This window comes from Paenisporosarcina cavernae, from assembly GCF_003595195.1.
GTDB lineage: Bacteria > Bacillota > Bacilli > Bacillales_A > Planococcaceae > Paenisporosarcina > Paenisporosarcina cavernae.
This window is the reverse complement of record NZ_CP032418.1, coordinates 1,063,418-1,076,600: the sequence shown is the minus strand read 5'-3', so window position 1 is coordinate 1,076,600 and position 13,183 is coordinate 1,063,418. Positions and strand designations below refer to the sequence as shown.

General features: G+C 37.7%; 16 protein-coding genes. 5 read left to right on the top strand and 11 right to left on the bottom strand.

All coding sequences use genetic code 11. From position 1 onward, the window contains the following. Positions 1 to 11: 11 nt before the first annotated feature. Entirely contained in the window at positions 12 to 1,196 is a 1,185-nt protein-coding gene (locus D3873_RS05355; protein ID WP_119883076.1) for an acetyl-CoA C-acetyltransferase, read from the bottom strand. An 82-nt stretch (positions 1,197 to 1,278) separates the two neighbouring features. On the opposite strand from D3873_RS05355, the gene D3873_RS05350 reads away from it, so the two are divergent. Together D3873_RS05350 and D3873_RS05345 are read left to right on the top strand one after the other, a co-directional pair. After that, the gene (locus tag D3873_RS05350) at positions 1,279 to 2,175 is read left to right on the top strand and encodes a hydroxymethylglutaryl-CoA lyase (RefSeq protein WP_119883075.1); all 897 of its coding nucleotides are present in this window, start codon (positions 1,279 to 1,281) and stop codon (positions 2,173 to 2,175) included. A 16-nt stretch (positions 2,176 to 2,191) separates the two neighbouring features. Beyond that, a complete protein-coding gene (locus tag D3873_RS05345) occupies positions 2,192 to 3,112 on the top strand; it encodes an alpha/beta hydrolase (RefSeq protein WP_119883074.1) in 921 nt (306 codons plus the stop codon). Between the two features lie 170 nt (positions 3,113 to 3,282). On the opposite strand, the gene D3873_RS05340 is transcribed toward D3873_RS05345, so the two are convergent. The 6 genes from D3873_RS05340 to yneA form a co-directional block, all read right to left on the bottom strand. Beyond that, positions 3,283 to 3,501, bottom strand: a complete 219-nt coding sequence (locus D3873_RS05340; RefSeq protein ID WP_119883073.1) for a YneF family protein — start codon at positions 3,499 to 3,501, stop codon at positions 3,283 to 3,285. 75 nt (positions 3,502 to 3,576) lie between these two features. Beyond that, positions 3,577 to 3,999, bottom strand: a complete 423-nt coding sequence (sirA, locus tag D3873_RS05335; protein ID WP_162920140.1) for a sporulation inhibitor of replication protein SirA — start codon at positions 3,997 to 3,999, stop codon at positions 3,577 to 3,579. A 279-nt stretch (positions 4,000 to 4,278) separates the two neighbouring features. Then, the gene (gene tkt / locus D3873_RS05330; protein WP_119883071.1) at positions 4,279 to 6,285 is read right to left on the bottom strand and encodes a transketolase; all 2,007 of its coding nucleotides are present in this window, start codon (positions 6,283 to 6,285) and stop codon (positions 4,279 to 4,281) included. Between the two features lie 87 nt (positions 6,286 to 6,372). Next, a complete protein-coding gene (locus D3873_RS05325) occupies positions 6,373 to 6,606 on the bottom strand; it encodes a DUF896 domain-containing protein (RefSeq protein ID WP_119883070.1) in 234 nt (77 codons plus the stop codon). A 62-nt stretch (positions 6,607 to 6,668) separates the two neighbouring features. Beyond that, complete coding sequence (locus D3873_RS05320) at positions 6,669 to 7,325, bottom strand: YneB family resolvase-like protein (protein ID WP_119883069.1); 657 nt, start codon at positions 7,323 to 7,325, stop codon at positions 6,669 to 6,671. Further along, on the bottom strand, positions 7,322 to 7,633 hold the full coding sequence (yneA, locus tag D3873_RS05315; RefSeq protein ID WP_119883068.1) for a cell division suppressor protein YneA: 312 nt from the start codon (positions 7,631 to 7,633) through the stop codon (positions 7,322 to 7,324). Before yneA ends, D3873_RS05320 begins: the two co-directional genes overlap by 4 nt. A gap of 169 nt (positions 7,634 to 7,802) precedes the next feature. Between yneA and lexA the strand changes: the two genes are divergently transcribed. Next, on the top strand, positions 7,803 to 8,423 hold the full coding sequence (gene lexA / locus D3873_RS05310; RefSeq protein ID WP_119883067.1) for a transcriptional repressor LexA: 621 nt from the start codon (positions 7,803 to 7,805) through the stop codon (positions 8,421 to 8,423). A gap of 210 nt (positions 8,424 to 8,633) precedes the next feature. Continuing rightward, positions 8,634 to 8,909 (top strand): hypothetical protein, encoded by a 276-nt coding sequence (locus D3873_RS05305; protein WP_119883066.1) that lies wholly within the window; start codon positions 8,634 to 8,636, stop codon positions 8,907 to 8,909. Positions 8,910 to 8,984: 75 nt separating this feature from the next. Here the strand turns inward: D3873_RS05305 and glnA are convergent, their stop codons facing one another. The 3 genes from glnA to D3873_RS05290 all read right to left on the bottom strand — a co-directional run bounded on the left by glnA (position 8,985) and on the right by D3873_RS05290 (position 12,087). Next, entirely contained in the window at positions 8,985 to 10,319 is a 1,335-nt protein-coding gene (gene glnA / locus D3873_RS05300) for a type I glutamate--ammonia ligase (protein ID WP_119883065.1), read from the bottom strand. Between the two features lie 33 nt (positions 10,320 to 10,352). After that, complete coding sequence (locus tag D3873_RS05295; protein ID WP_119883064.1) at positions 10,353 to 10,733, bottom strand: MerR family transcriptional regulator; 381 nt, start codon at positions 10,731 to 10,733, stop codon at positions 10,353 to 10,355. Between the two features lie 100 nt (positions 10,734 to 10,833). Next, the gene (locus tag D3873_RS05290; protein ID WP_119883063.1) at positions 10,834 to 12,087 is read right to left on the bottom strand and encodes a methionine gamma-lyase family protein; all 1,254 of its coding nucleotides are present in this window, start codon (positions 12,085 to 12,087) and stop codon (positions 10,834 to 10,836) included. Between the two features lie 110 nt (positions 12,088 to 12,197). Here D3873_RS05290 and D3873_RS05285 point away from each other — a divergent pair, with 110 nt between their 5' ends. Beyond that, positions 12,198 to 12,809: a trimeric intracellular cation channel family protein gene (locus D3873_RS05285; protein ID WP_119883062.1), complete on the top strand. Its 612-nt coding sequence runs from the start codon at positions 12,198 to 12,200 to the stop codon at positions 12,807 to 12,809. 42 nt (positions 12,810 to 12,851) lie between these two features. Here the strand turns inward: D3873_RS05285 and D3873_RS05280 are convergent, their stop codons facing one another. After that, complete coding sequence (locus D3873_RS05280; protein ID WP_119883061.1) at positions 12,852 to 13,148, bottom strand: rhodanese-like domain-containing protein; 297 nt, start codon at positions 13,146 to 13,148, stop codon at positions 12,852 to 12,854. Between the last annotated feature and the right edge of the window lie 35 nt (positions 13,149 to 13,183).

Here is a 13,183-nt window from a genome sequence, read left to right as displayed (position 1 = left end):
TTTACACCTTCTTACTTTTTCACAATTGTTGCAACGCCTTGTCCACCACCGATACATAGTGTAGCAAGTCCATATGTTACGTCACGTTTTTGCATTTCATGAAGCAATGTAACTAAAATGCGCGCTCCACTTGCACCGATTGGATGCCCAAGCGCAATGGCTCCGCCATTTACATTTAACTTTTCGTGATCAAATGACAATTCACGATCCACAGCAATCGATTGAGCAGCAAATGCTTCATTTGCCTCGACTAAATCCATGTCACCTAGCGATAAGTTTGACTTTGTTAAAACGTTTTTCACCGCTTGAACAGGACCAATTCCCATGATAGATGGGTCTACGCCGGCAGAAGCATTTACAACGATAGATGCAAGTGGGGTTAAACCAAGTTGATCTGCCTTCTCTTTTGACATGACGACTAGTGCAGCAGCACCATCATTAATGCCGGAAGCATTACCAGCTGTAACGGAACCTTCTTTTTTAAATGCTGGACGGAGTTTCGCTAGTTTTTCTGCGTCTGTTCCTTTTTTCGGGTATTCATCCGTATCAAAAATAATTGGATCCCCTTTTCGAACGGGAATTTCAATTGGCACAATTTCATCCTTAAATTTACCACTTTCAATTGCAGCAGCCGCTCTTGCTTGTGATCGCGCGGAAAATTCATCTTGTTCTTCCCGCGAAATCGAGTAACGATCGCATAAATTTTCAGCAGTAATACCCATATGATAATCATTAAACGCACACCATAGACCGTCCGAAATCATGCTATCCACGACTTTTTGATCGCCCATGCGGAAACCATCGCGAGCATTCATTAATAAATAAGGAGCTTGACTCATGTTTTCCATTCCACCAGCAATAACAACATCTGCATCTCCTGAAACAATTGCTTGGGTAGCTAAATGGACTGCTTTCAATCCTGAACCACATACCTTATTAATCGTCATAGCAGGTACTGTTTCTGACAAACCAGCTTTAATAGAAGCTTGTCTAGCAGGATTTTGACCTAAACCTGCTTGCAGTACATTCCCCATTATTACTTCGTCCACTTCTTCTGGATTCAATCCCACACGGTTAATCGCTTCTTTAATGACAATTCCACCAAGTTCTGTAGCAGATATGTCTTTTAAAGCTCCTTGAAAAGATCCGATCGCTGAACGAACAGCGCTTACAATCACAACTTCTTTTGAATACATACGTCCTATCCCCTTTAATTTAACAGAAATAAATTGCTTAATTTCCCCACACGTCTATACAATAGAAATGGAGGGGATTTACATGAATAGTTTACCAAAGAATGTGACAATTATCGAGGTAGGAGCAAGAGACGGATTGCAAAACGAAAAAAGAATCGTTCCTACAGAAGTCAAATTACAATTTATAAAAGCATTACAACGTGCAGGTATCACAGAGATGGAGATCACGTCATTTGTCTCTCCTAAATGGGTGCCACAAATGAGTGACCATAAAGAAATCGTCCAAAGTGTAACGCAATCAGGTCGTCAATTTGTGTTAACCCCAAATGAAAAAGGAATTCATTCCGCTATGGAACTCGGGGTGAAAAGTATAGCGGTATTTGTAGGTGTCAGTGACTCATTTAATAAGAAAAATATAAATAAGACAACCTCGGAAAGTATGGAGGAGCTGCGTCCATTAATACGCCAATTAAAAGAGCAAGATATTTTTGTTCGTGCTTGTATTTCTACCGCATTTTACTGTCCGTTTGAAGGGAAAATCGAACCAGAAAGAACCTATGAGATTTGCCAGCAATTTGTGGATATGGGCGTAGATGAATTGAGTGTAGCAGATACGATTGGAATGGCTAGTCCATCAGAGAGTTATGAACTCTTTTCTATGATAAGTGAAAAACTTCCAAACGTTTTGTTAACTGCTCATTTTCATGACACGAGAAAAATGGGTTTAGCGAATATTTATGCTGCCTTACAAGCAGGCATTCATCGTTATGACTGTTCCGCTGGTGGTTTAGGAGGTTGTCCTTTTGCACCGGGTGCTACAGGTAATGTTGCAACGGAGGATGTTTTAAATATGCTCGATCGACTAGGCATTGAAACAGGAATCCAACTTGACAAATTACTTGAGGCAGTAAAAATTATTGAGCCGTATGTCTCAAGACCTATCGAAACGGGTATGTATACGTTATCGAAAAGTGTTTAAATCAGGGGGGCTAGTCGTGAGAAAAAGAATTTTCTGGATTACTAGTATTGTATCAACCTTATTAACAACAGCTGCTACTCTATTTGGGTTCATCTTTACAAGCCGTTTAATGTATTTAAAGAAAAAGGAAGATCAATTTATTCTTGATCGAGAATTAAATGCAAAGCGCTTCGACGAGGCATGGTTTCAAACGGTCAAAAAAGAAGAAAAATGGATAGACACCAACAATGGATATCAAATCAAAGCCGTATTTTTAGAACCACTTGAAACGAAAAATTATGTAATTATCTGTCACGGCGTCACGGAAAATAAAATTAATTCAATGAAATATGCACGTCTTTTCGAGCGGTTAGGATTTAATTCCGTCGTATATGATCATCGACGTCATGGAGATTCTGGCGGTAAAACGACTAGTTTTGGGCATTATGAAAAAATGGATTTACAAAATGTTGTAGAAGCTGTAAAAGAACATGCAGGTTCAGAGGCAGTTATCGGAATTCACGGAGAATCAATGGGAGCAGCTACCACCATTTTATATGCAGGCACGTTAGAAGATGGCGCAGATTTTTATATCGCCGATTGCCCATTTTCGGACTTTACGGATCAACTTCTCTACTTAATGAGAAAAGAGACTCCACTTCGATCTAGCCTTGCTTTAAAATTAGCAGATGTTTTTTTGCGCGTGCGAGATGGGTATTCTATGCGCCTTGTCTCACCGAGAGAAGCAGTCGTCAACATAGAAAATCCTATGCTATTTATCCATAGCTTACCGGACGACTTTATCTTACCGGAAATGACAATTGAGCTTTACAAGGCGAAACCGTCTAACAAAAAACTAAAATTATTTGATATCGGACCTCATGCACAATCGTATAATATGAACCCAGAGGAATATCAACAGACAATCCATGAATTTTTAGAAGAGTTTCATTTATAGAAATGATGAATAGTAATCACAGCTTCAATGAGATGTCTTCGTTGAAGTTTTTTTACGTCTTGAAAATGCACCTTTTAGTTAACTACGACCGTTCAATGATCACTATTTTTTATAAATAAAAAAACTGCAACGACTACAGAAAAAGTAGAAGTTACAGTTCAAGCATCTTTTTATTTTTGCATGCGGTTCATTTGAGCCATCATTTGTTTCACTTGCTTTTCTGATGGCTTACGACCCATTTGCGTCATCATCATTCGAAGCATTTGTTCATTGATTGGTGGGTTGTCTTTTAAATATTTCATCATATATTGACGAGCAATGAAAAACCCTAATGCAGCACCAGCTAATAGCGCGACAACAATTAATGTAATTGCTAAGCCTAAACTCATGTAGTTTCCCTCCTTCTTGCAGTTAAACGAGAAATTCTCTCCAAGATGGATTATACATGAAATAGTTGGTCTATTCTAGACGAAATGTTTGATTGGTCGTAACCACCCATATGATTTGGAGTTTTTCTGAAAAGCAAAGTACGTATTAGACGTTTTAGACAATAAAGAAAAAATATCTAAATCGAGCATTGCATTTCCTTTACAGCTAATATGAATGAACTGATCAAAAATAGTAATGTTCGCCTCCCCTTTAATAGGATGATGCATAAAAATCGTCGGTTTGTTGATGGAAAAGTGCACATAGTCCTCTTGGGTTTGACTTGCAACTACATTCATAAATTCTTCCCAATATAACTCTTTGCATACATACATAAATTCCAGTGGAATTTCTTTTTTCAAGCTATATGTATCCGTAAATAATTCATGAATATGATTTTCCTTTCCATGAATAAATGGCACATATTCTTCTTTTACATGAATCACTATATATTCTCTCACAAGTCCCACCCCTTTTTTACATCATAGCGGAAGGAACTTGAAAAGGTTGTCGAAGAGCGATGTAGAAATGATAAAATGATTGATGAAATTTGGCGTGATAACGAAATGGTGATTCTATTTTTTCATCCGCAACTACTACTGCTCGAATTAAATGAGGAAACTTATCTCGATTCGGTATGCGAACTTCGAGTAAAAAAGCATTAGAATGGACCTTAGATTGTATACGCTCCAAAAAAAGACAAGGCAATGGAATAACCCATTACCTTGTCTACTTATTTCTTATTTTCCTAATAATGATTTAACACGTGCGACAACATTCGCTTTGCTAAATCCGTATTCTTCCATTACCTGTTCCCCTGGCGCACTAGCTCCAAAGCGATCAATTCCAAGAATGCTACCTTCATCTCCAGTATAACGCTCCCAACCAAATGATGAACCCATTTCAATCGCAAGACGTTTTTTGACAGACTTAGGTAAAACGCTTTCTTTGTAGGCTGTATCTTGTTTTTCGTATCTATCCCATGATGGCATAGAAACAACCGAAACATCAATTCCTTCGGATGCTAATTCTTTCTGCGCCTCTACTGCAAGCGATACTTCAGAACCTGTTGCCAATATCATTGCATCTGCTAGTTCTTTCGAAGAAGGTGACACAATGTATGCCCCTTTTTCCACACCATCTTTAGCCAAAGACGCTGTGTGTTCTAATACTGGTAAGTTTTGGCGAGACAATACAAGAACTGTAGGTACATTTTTCGATTGAACCGCTACTTTCCAAGCTTCGTTTGACTCGTTTGCATCAGCAGGTCGGATGATAGATAAACCTGGCATAGCACGTAAAGAAGCTAATTGTTCTACCGGTTCATGTGTCGGACCATCTTCCCCTACTGCGATACTGTCATGTGTAAATACATACGTCACCGGTAATCCCATTAAAGCAGAAAGTCGAATTGCAGGGCGAACATAATCACTGAATACAAAGAATGTACCACCGAATACATGCAATCCTCCATGTAACGCCATACCATTTAAAGCAGCACCCATGGCAAACTCACGAACACCAAACCATATGTTTCTTCCTTCAAACGACTCGGCAGAAAAATCGGCGCTTCCTTTGATAGAAGTTTTGTTAGATCCTGCTAGATCTGCACTACCTCCAAAGAATGAAGGAACCGTCTTGGCTATTGCATTGATTGCATCTCCAGAAGAAGAACGTGTGGCAACTGATTTTCCAACCTCATAGGAAGGAAATTCGCTATCGAAGTCACTTGGTAGTTCCCCACTTATAGCTACTTTAAGCTGTTTTGCTAATTCTGGATACGCTGATTCATAGGAAGCCATTTCTTCGTTCCACGTATCTTCCACCACTTGTCCTAATGAATGAATAGAGGATTCAAAGTGTTTGTACACTTCTGTTGGAACATGGAAATCTTGATCAAACGTCCATTTATATGCTTCTTTTACTAGTAGTGTTTCATCTTTTCCAAGAGGTGCACCATGAACATCTGATTTACCAGATTTGTTTGGTGATCCAAAACCAATAACAGTTTTAACTTCAATAAGTGTTGGTTTACCTGTTGATTTTTTAGCATTTTCAATTGCAGAAGAAATTTCTTCCACAGAATTACCATCTGCTACATGCAGATAGTTCCATCCATAAGATTCAAAACGTTTTTGAATATTTTCAGAGAATGATTTTTCTAAATCTCCATCTAATGAAATGTCATTGCTATCATACAATACAATTAATTTATCTAACTGAAGATGACCTGCTAACGAAATAGCTTCTGCTGCCACACCTTCCATTAAATCTCCATCACCACAAAGTGCATACGTGTAATGATCAACAATGGTGTGCTTCTCCTTATTATACGTAGCAGCTAAGTGTTTTTCAGCCATTGCCATACCAACGGACATCGCAATACCTTGTCCAAGTGGACCAGTTGTTGCCTCTACTCCAACAGTGTGACCAAACTCCGGATGACCTGGAGTTTTAGAATTCCATTGACGGAAGTTTTTCAATTCGTCTAACGACAAGCCATAGCCACTTAAGTGCAGTAAGCTGTAAAGGAGCATAGAACCATGGCCTGCAGATAAAACAAAACGGTCTCTGTTAAACCAATTTGGATTCTTTGGATTGTGGTTCATATGTTTTGTCCAAAGAGTGTAAGCCATTGGTGCTGCTCCCATTGGTAAGCCTGGATGACCTGAATTCGCTTTTTCAATTGCATCAATTGATAAAGTACGAATAGTATTAATGGATAATTGATCTAATTGTGTAGACATGAATGACTTCCTTTCAATGTATAAGTACGTTCTTAGACTAGTTTAGTCAATTCTGCATGCAAAGACAACGATTTGAAGAAAGTTCATTTAATTCAAAAGGTTCTTATTTCGAGACTCTTTCACTTTATCTGGAGTAACGTCTTCTCCATTTGGATCTAAAATTGTGACGTTTTCAATCATGCCTTTCATAGATGAACGAAACGTTTCTAAATATTCTTTTCGTAAGGTAGTCTGTTCTTTTGCTTCTTCTATAGATAAACCGGTTGTTTTTGATTTCTTCGATAACTCGTTAATTCGATCCATTTTGTCTTTTGATAACATTTTCTATCACCTCAATCTTAAAGAATAGAAAAAAAGAAGCAAAAGTGCAAGTAATCTGCCTTTTACTTCTTTTTATATGCTTGATATCTTCGATGAACGGTTGCACGACTTACTTCGTATCCCATGTCATTTAAACGTTTCGTAATTTCTTCAAATGTGTTGCCTTCAATTTTCATTTTCACAATTGTTTCAATTGGTGCTTCGACTCGCTCGCTCGCTTTTTTATTTCCTTGATTGGATAAGTTCTGTGCTGGGTTGTATCCATTATTGATTGCTTTTCGTACACCACGACGAATTTTAGCGTTATGAATTTTACGTTGATACTCTTCCACGATAGACAAGATATCGAGCATCATCGTATCCATATCATTCAATTTCATTATGCCTTGATCTTGAAGTGTATGAACCGTAACTGAAGACTTCATAAGAAGATGAAGAATTGCTGTTTTTGCGTGACCACGGCCTAAGCGCGTATCATCTTGAACGAGAACATGTTGAATGTCTTTTTTCCTGATGAAATCTAATAGTTCCAACATACCTGGACGATCGGATTCATATCCGGAGTGTGTATCTTCAAAATAACGTACGATTTGAAGCTGATGACTAACCGCAAATTTTTCTAACTCTTCTTTTTGTCTAAGCAAGGAAGTATGTTGCGTCTCTTTCGTAGTAGAGACACGTGTATAGCACACTGCTAGATTCGTGTCACGTTGTTTCATTTAGATGCGTATTCTCTTCCTTCATCATGCACATAAGGAATCGAATTTACAGGTATAGCAAGTGTAGCTCCAGATTCAATATGTTGCGTTCGCAAGCTATTCATATCCATCACTGTTGCAATCCATGCTTCTCTTGATGAATTTCCTTTAAACGTATCGGATAAAGTCCAAAGGGTATCCCCTTCTTGAATCACTAACTCAATCGAACTCGTTTTAGAATCTGAAACCTTTCCAATAAAGATTGTGGAGCCAATAACTGTTATGAAAATTAATAGTAATAAAAAAGAAAAAGATTTTAATCGTTTCATCGTGATTCTCCTTTATGCGAATGTTTGTTCGGAATATATGTTCTTATCATAATGCGAACATATGTCCTTGTCAACAATAAAATTCGAACCTATGTTTGCATTTTTAATTCACATTTTGTATAATTTAGTTAGAAATATAGGCAGGCATTCCAATACGAGGTGAAATGAGATGAAAAAAGTGTCGAAGAGACAAGAAGATATTTTGTCTTTTATTAAAGAAGAAGTTCGAAAAAAAGGATATCCACCATCCGTACGAGAAATTGGAGAAGCAGTCGGTTTAGCTTCTAGCTCTACAGTTCATGGTCATCTTGCAAGATTAGAAAGCAAAGGACTTATTAGAAGAGACCCTACGAAACCTCGTGCTATTGAAATTATTGGAGAAGAGGAGCTTTCTTATTCTGCCTCAAACGTTTTACATGTACCGATGGTAGGGAAAGTAACAGCTGGACTTCCAATTACAGCCATTGAAAATATTGAAGAATTTTTTCCATTGCCAGAAACATTTGGAACATCAGAAGATCAACTTTTTATGCTTGAAATAATGGGGAACAGTATGATTGAAGCTGGAATACTTAACGGAGACTATGTCGTAGTAAAACAACAACAGACTGCCAACAATGGAGATATTGTAGTCGCGATGACAGAGGATGACGAAGCGACAGTAAAACGTTTCTACAAAGAAAAAACGCATTTCCGTCTTCAACCTGAAAATTCGTCAATGGAACCAATTATCGTCAATCAAGTTTCCATACTAGGAAAAGTAGTTGGGGTTTATCGCCATATACACTAATTTCATCTTCTTATTCTCTAAAGACAAAATTCAATTTTCATTTTTACTATAAAAAGTGTCGATATGACGCTTTTTTTATTTTATACATAAACTTTTCATCTGTTGCCATACTAAGGAAGAAATTGTTGTTTATGCTTTTTATTTCATGTTTTCTTATGCATTTAATTGCCGATGATTTATGTAGTATACAGATTGAAAGGAGAAATATAATTGGACTTTCCATTAATACATACAAATTTCTGGGATGCAGTCATCGCAGTACCAGTAGTGCTTATTTTAACTCAACTGATTAAAGGGTTTTTTAAACCAAAGAAAAAATTTATTCCTTATGTCGCCTTAATTATAGGACTTCTTATCTCTATTTTGATCAGCCATAAAGGGCACCTTGTAGCTGGAATTTTTATGGGAACTTTCTATGGATATGCAGCAATCGGTTCCTACGCTTCTCTTAAAACCTCTCTTCTTTCCTATCGTTCTGATTCTTAAATTTTCCCCCTAGTCACATGCTTTCCCCATAACATTATAAAAAGCCGGAGCAAGTCACTCCGGCTTTCAGACAAATTAATATAGTTTTAGGTACTGTTCACGTTCCCACGGATGTACAGCAGTGCGGAACATATCCCATTCAATTTCTTTCGATTCAACAAAGTTTGCATAAATATGTTCACCAAGTGCATCGCGAATCACGTTGTTTTTAGAAAGTTCTTCTAATGCCGCATATAGAGTAGCAGGTAAATCTTGTACGCCATTTGCTAAACGCTCTTCTTTGTTCATCACATAGATGTTGCGGTTGACAGCTGTTGGTGGTGACATTTTGTTTTTAATTCCATCTAAGCCTGCTTTTAAAATAACAGCCATCGCTAAGTAAGGATTTGCTGCAGGGTCTACGGAACGCACTTCCACACGTGTACTCAAGCCACGAGAAGAAGGAATTCGAATTAATGGGCTACGATTTTGGGCGGACCATGCTACATAACAAGGAGCCTCATACCCAGGAACTAAACGTTTGTAAGAGTTTACTGTAGGGTTAGTGATTGCGGTAAACCCTTGCACATGTTTTAAAATTCCTGCCATAAATTGAAATGCAGTTTCACTTAATTGTAAATCCGCTTTCTCATTGTAAAACGCATTTTCTTTCCCTTTGAATAAAGAGACGTTACAGTGCATACCAGATCCATTCACCCCAAACAACGGTTTAGGCATAAACGTCGCGTGTAAACCATGCTTTCGTGCAATGGTCTTTACCACTAGTTTAAAGGTTTGGATATTGTCACATGCTGTAACAGCATCGGCATACTTAAAGTCAATTTCATGTTGACCAGGAGCTACTTCATGGTGGGATGCTTCAATTTCAAATCCCATTTCTTCTAACTCCAACACGATATCACGACGGCAGTTTTCTCCTAAATCCATCGGAGCTAAATCAAAATAACCACCGTGATCATTAAGTTCAAGTGTAGGTTCGCCACGTTCATCTAATTTAAATAAAAAGAATTCAGGTTCAGGTCCTAAGTTAAAGTTAGTGAAACCTAGTTCTTCCATTTCTTTTAAAATACGTTTCAAATTATTTCGCGGATCTCCTTCAAACGGAGTCCCGTCCGCTTTTGTAATATCGCAAATCAAACGAGCCACTTTTCCAGATCCGGCAATCCATGGGAATACAACCCAAGTATTTAAATCAGGAACTAAGTACATATCCGATTCTTCAATACGAACAAATCCTTCAATGGACGAGCCGTCAAACATCATTTTGTTATCGAGTGCTTTATCAAGTTGACTAACTGGAATTTCTACATTTTTAATAGTGCCAAGAATATCAGTAAATTGTAATCGAATGTACTTCACGTCTTGCTCTTTAACAAACTTCTTAATGTCTTCCTTTGTGTACTTACTCATTTTCCACACTCCTACTTAATATATTGGCTCGTTCTAATGATAAAAACGAGATAAATCCCCTTGTCTTAGCGAAGAACGATTCATTCTTCCTGCTTCTTGCATCTCAATTCGTAACATTTTTCGTAATTCTGCATCCGATAAAGGTGCTTTGCTTGCCCACTCCACCGGTTGATCTTTCATTTCGAAAATCCTTTTAATACCTGCGATATTAATTCCTTGGTCTAATAAGTCTTTAATTTCGAGCAAACGATCGACATCATTCAAAGAAAACATTCGTTTATTACCTTCAGTTCTTGCTGGTACTAATAAAGAATGATCTTCATAGTAACGAATTTGCCGAGCCGTTAGCTCTGTTAGTTTCATTACAATACTCATTGGAAGTAATGCCATAGATTTACGTATATTTTTCGTCATTACCATTCCTCCATGAAACTAATCTTATCTCATGTTATGTTTTCTGTCAAACATATGTGAGGTTTTCTAACACAAAAATAAAAAAAGTCTTTCGACTTTTTTATTTTTTCTTTGATATAGTAGTTATACCCATTAATATGGCAAGTTTAACATGTTCATACGTTAAACCTCCTTGAATATAAGCGGTATATGGAGGTCGTACTGGTCCGTCAGCCGTCAATTCTAAGCTAGATCCTTGTACAAATGTTCCAGCTGCCATCACAACATCATCCTCATAGCCAGGCATATAAGCAGCTTCAGGCAAGAAGTGAGCATTAATTGGTGATTGTTGTTGAATCACTTGGCAAAAGGAAATCATTTCTTGAGCCGAGTGGAACGTAACGCTTTGAATTAAGTCCGTTCTGTTTTCTTTGGAAGAAGGTGAAGTGGTAAAACCATATTGTTGTAATATTTCAGACGTAAAAGTTGCGCCCTTTACAGCTTGAGACACAATATGAGGAGCTAAAAAGAAACCCTGGTACATGTCTTGTAATGCGTTTAAAGAAGCGCCTACTTCCGCACCAAGTCCTGGGGAAGTTAATCGGAAAGCGCATAATTCCACTAAGTCTTTTCTACCGACAATATAACCACCAGTCTTAGCGATCCCACCTCCAGGATTTTTGATGAGCGATCCCGCCATTAAATCAACACCTACATTAGTAGGTTCGAGTTTTTCGACGAATTCCCCGTAACAGTTATCCACAAAAATAATGACATCTTTTTTGATGGAACGTATTTTCTTCACCATTTCTCCAATAGCTTCCACAGAAAAAGATGGTCTATTGGCATAGCCTTTTGAACGTTGAATTGCAATTACTTTAGTGGAACTATGTATAGCCGCCTCCACACGCTTCCAATCAATTTCACCTGAATCGAGTAGATCGATATGTTGATACCCTATGTGAAAATTGGATAATGAGCCCGTATCTTTCTCTTTTGCACCGACGATTGAATGCAGCGTGTCATACGGTTTACCGGTAATATATAATAAATTATCACCAGGTCGTAACACACCAAAGAGACTTAGCGTAATGGCATGTGTACCAGAAACGATTTGAGGGCGAACAAGTCCCGCTTCTGCCCCAAACGTTTTTGCATAAACTCGTTCTAATGCATCTCTCCCATGATCATCATATCCATAACCAGTGGAACCTTGTAAATGTTGATCACTTATTTTCTCATCGTGGAAAGCATGTAAAACTTTCTCTTGATTGTAAAAAGCGACTTCTTCTATTTTCGAAAAAGAATCACGTAACTTCTCTTCTATTTTACTTGCTTCAAGTAACAAAGTTGATTCAATCGCGGATACGAACATGTTTAATCCTCTTTTCTTCCTTATTCTCTTCATAATCTTATCAATGCTATTCATTTAGTCAACATTCTGCTACAATGAATCTCGGTTTGTGAATATTGGAGGAATGAAGATTGGCATGGGAATTTTTTAGCATCATCGGTATTATGGCTTTTGCAATATCGGGAGCCATTGTTGCGATGCAAGAAGAATATGATATTTTCGGTGTTTATTTACTAGGAATTGTTACTGCCTTTGGTGGTGGGGCTGTTCGTAATTTACTTATAGGGGTACCTGTTTCGGCATTGTGGGAGAAAGAAATGCTCTTTCAAATTGCTCTATTTTCGATGACGGTACTATTTTTATTTCCAAATGGATTATTAAAACATTGGTATCGTTGGGGGAATTTTTTTGATGCCATTGGTCTTTCTGCTTTTGCCATTCAAGGTGCGCTTTTTGCAGTAGAATATAATCTTCCGATTAGTGCTGCTGTAGTAGCAGCGGTTCTGACAGGATCAGGTGGAGGAATAATTCGTGATTTACTAGCAGGTCGAAAGCCAACTGTCTTAAAACATGAAATTTATGCAGTCTGGGCAGCACTCGCCGGGTTATTGATTGGATTTGAAATTGTGACGAAGGATTTGTATTTATATTTGTTGTTTATCGTTATTACAGTGTTGAGAATTCTATCCTATATGTATAAATGGCGATTGCCTTTTAAATCTCTACAAGGCAGCCAACAGTAAAAAAGCGACGCACATATTGACATGTGCATCGCTTTTTTTAAGTTATTCTGTTTTACCAGTCCAAGACATCATTCCGCCGTCAACATTGACAACGTTATAGCCTTGGCTTTCTAAAAATTGAGAAGCTCTGCCACTACGTCCACCTGAACGACAAACCATGTGGTATTCTTTTGATTTATCTAATTCTTGGTGTTTGAATTCGATCAAACCTAATGGAATATGAGTAGCACCTGGGATTTTTCCTTCCGCTACTTCGTCCGCTTCGCGAACATCTACAATATTAAATTGTTCTCCATTTTCATAACGCTCTTGTAATTCTTCAGTAGTAATTGATTTCATATTATTTTTTCCTCCTTGATTGGTATAGCAAAAGT

Bases quoted from the DNA above. Each gene is read 5' to 3' on its own strand.
- D3873_RS05355 (WP_119883076.1), bottom strand. From the start codon at position 1,196: ATGTATTCAAAAGAAGTTGTGATTGTAAGCGCTGTTCGTTCAGCGATC.
- D3873_RS05350 (WP_119883075.1), top strand. From the start codon at position 1,279: ATGAATAGTTTACCAAAGAATGTGACAATTATCGAGGTAGGAGCAAGA.
- D3873_RS05340 (WP_119883073.1), bottom strand. From the start codon at position 3,501: ATGAGTTTAGGCTTAGCAATTACATTAATTGTTGTCGCGCTATTAGCT.
- tkt (WP_119883071.1), bottom strand. From the start codon at position 6,285: ATGTCTACACAATTAGATCAATTATCCATTAATACTATTCGTACTTTA.
- D3873_RS05325 (WP_119883070.1), bottom strand. From the start codon at position 6,606: ATGTTATCAAAAGACAAAATGGATCGAATTAACGAGTTATCGAAGAAA.
- D3873_RS05320 (WP_119883069.1), bottom strand. From the start codon at position 7,325: ATGAAACAACGTGACACGAATCTAGCAGTGTGCTATACACGTGTCTCT.
- yneA (WP_119883068.1), bottom strand. From the start codon at position 7,633: ATGAAACGATTAAAATCTTTTTCTTTTTTATTACTATTAATTTTCATA.
- lexA (WP_119883067.1), top strand. From the start codon at position 7,803: ATGAAAAAAGTGTCGAAGAGACAAGAAGATATTTTGTCTTTTATTAAA.
- glnA (WP_119883065.1), bottom strand. From the start codon at position 10,319: ATGAGTAAGTACACAAAGGAAGACATTAAGAAGTTTGTTAAAGAGCAA.
- D3873_RS05295 (WP_119883064.1), bottom strand. From the start codon at position 10,733: ATGACGAAAAATATACGTAAATCTATGGCATTACTTCCAATGAGTATT.
- D3873_RS05290 (WP_119883063.1), bottom strand. From the start codon at position 12,087: ATGTTCGTATCCGCGATTGAATCAACTTTGTTACTTGAAGCAAGTAAA.
- D3873_RS05280 (WP_119883061.1), bottom strand. From the start codon at position 13,148: ATGAAATCAATTACTACTGAAGAATTACAAGAGCGTTATGAAAATGGA.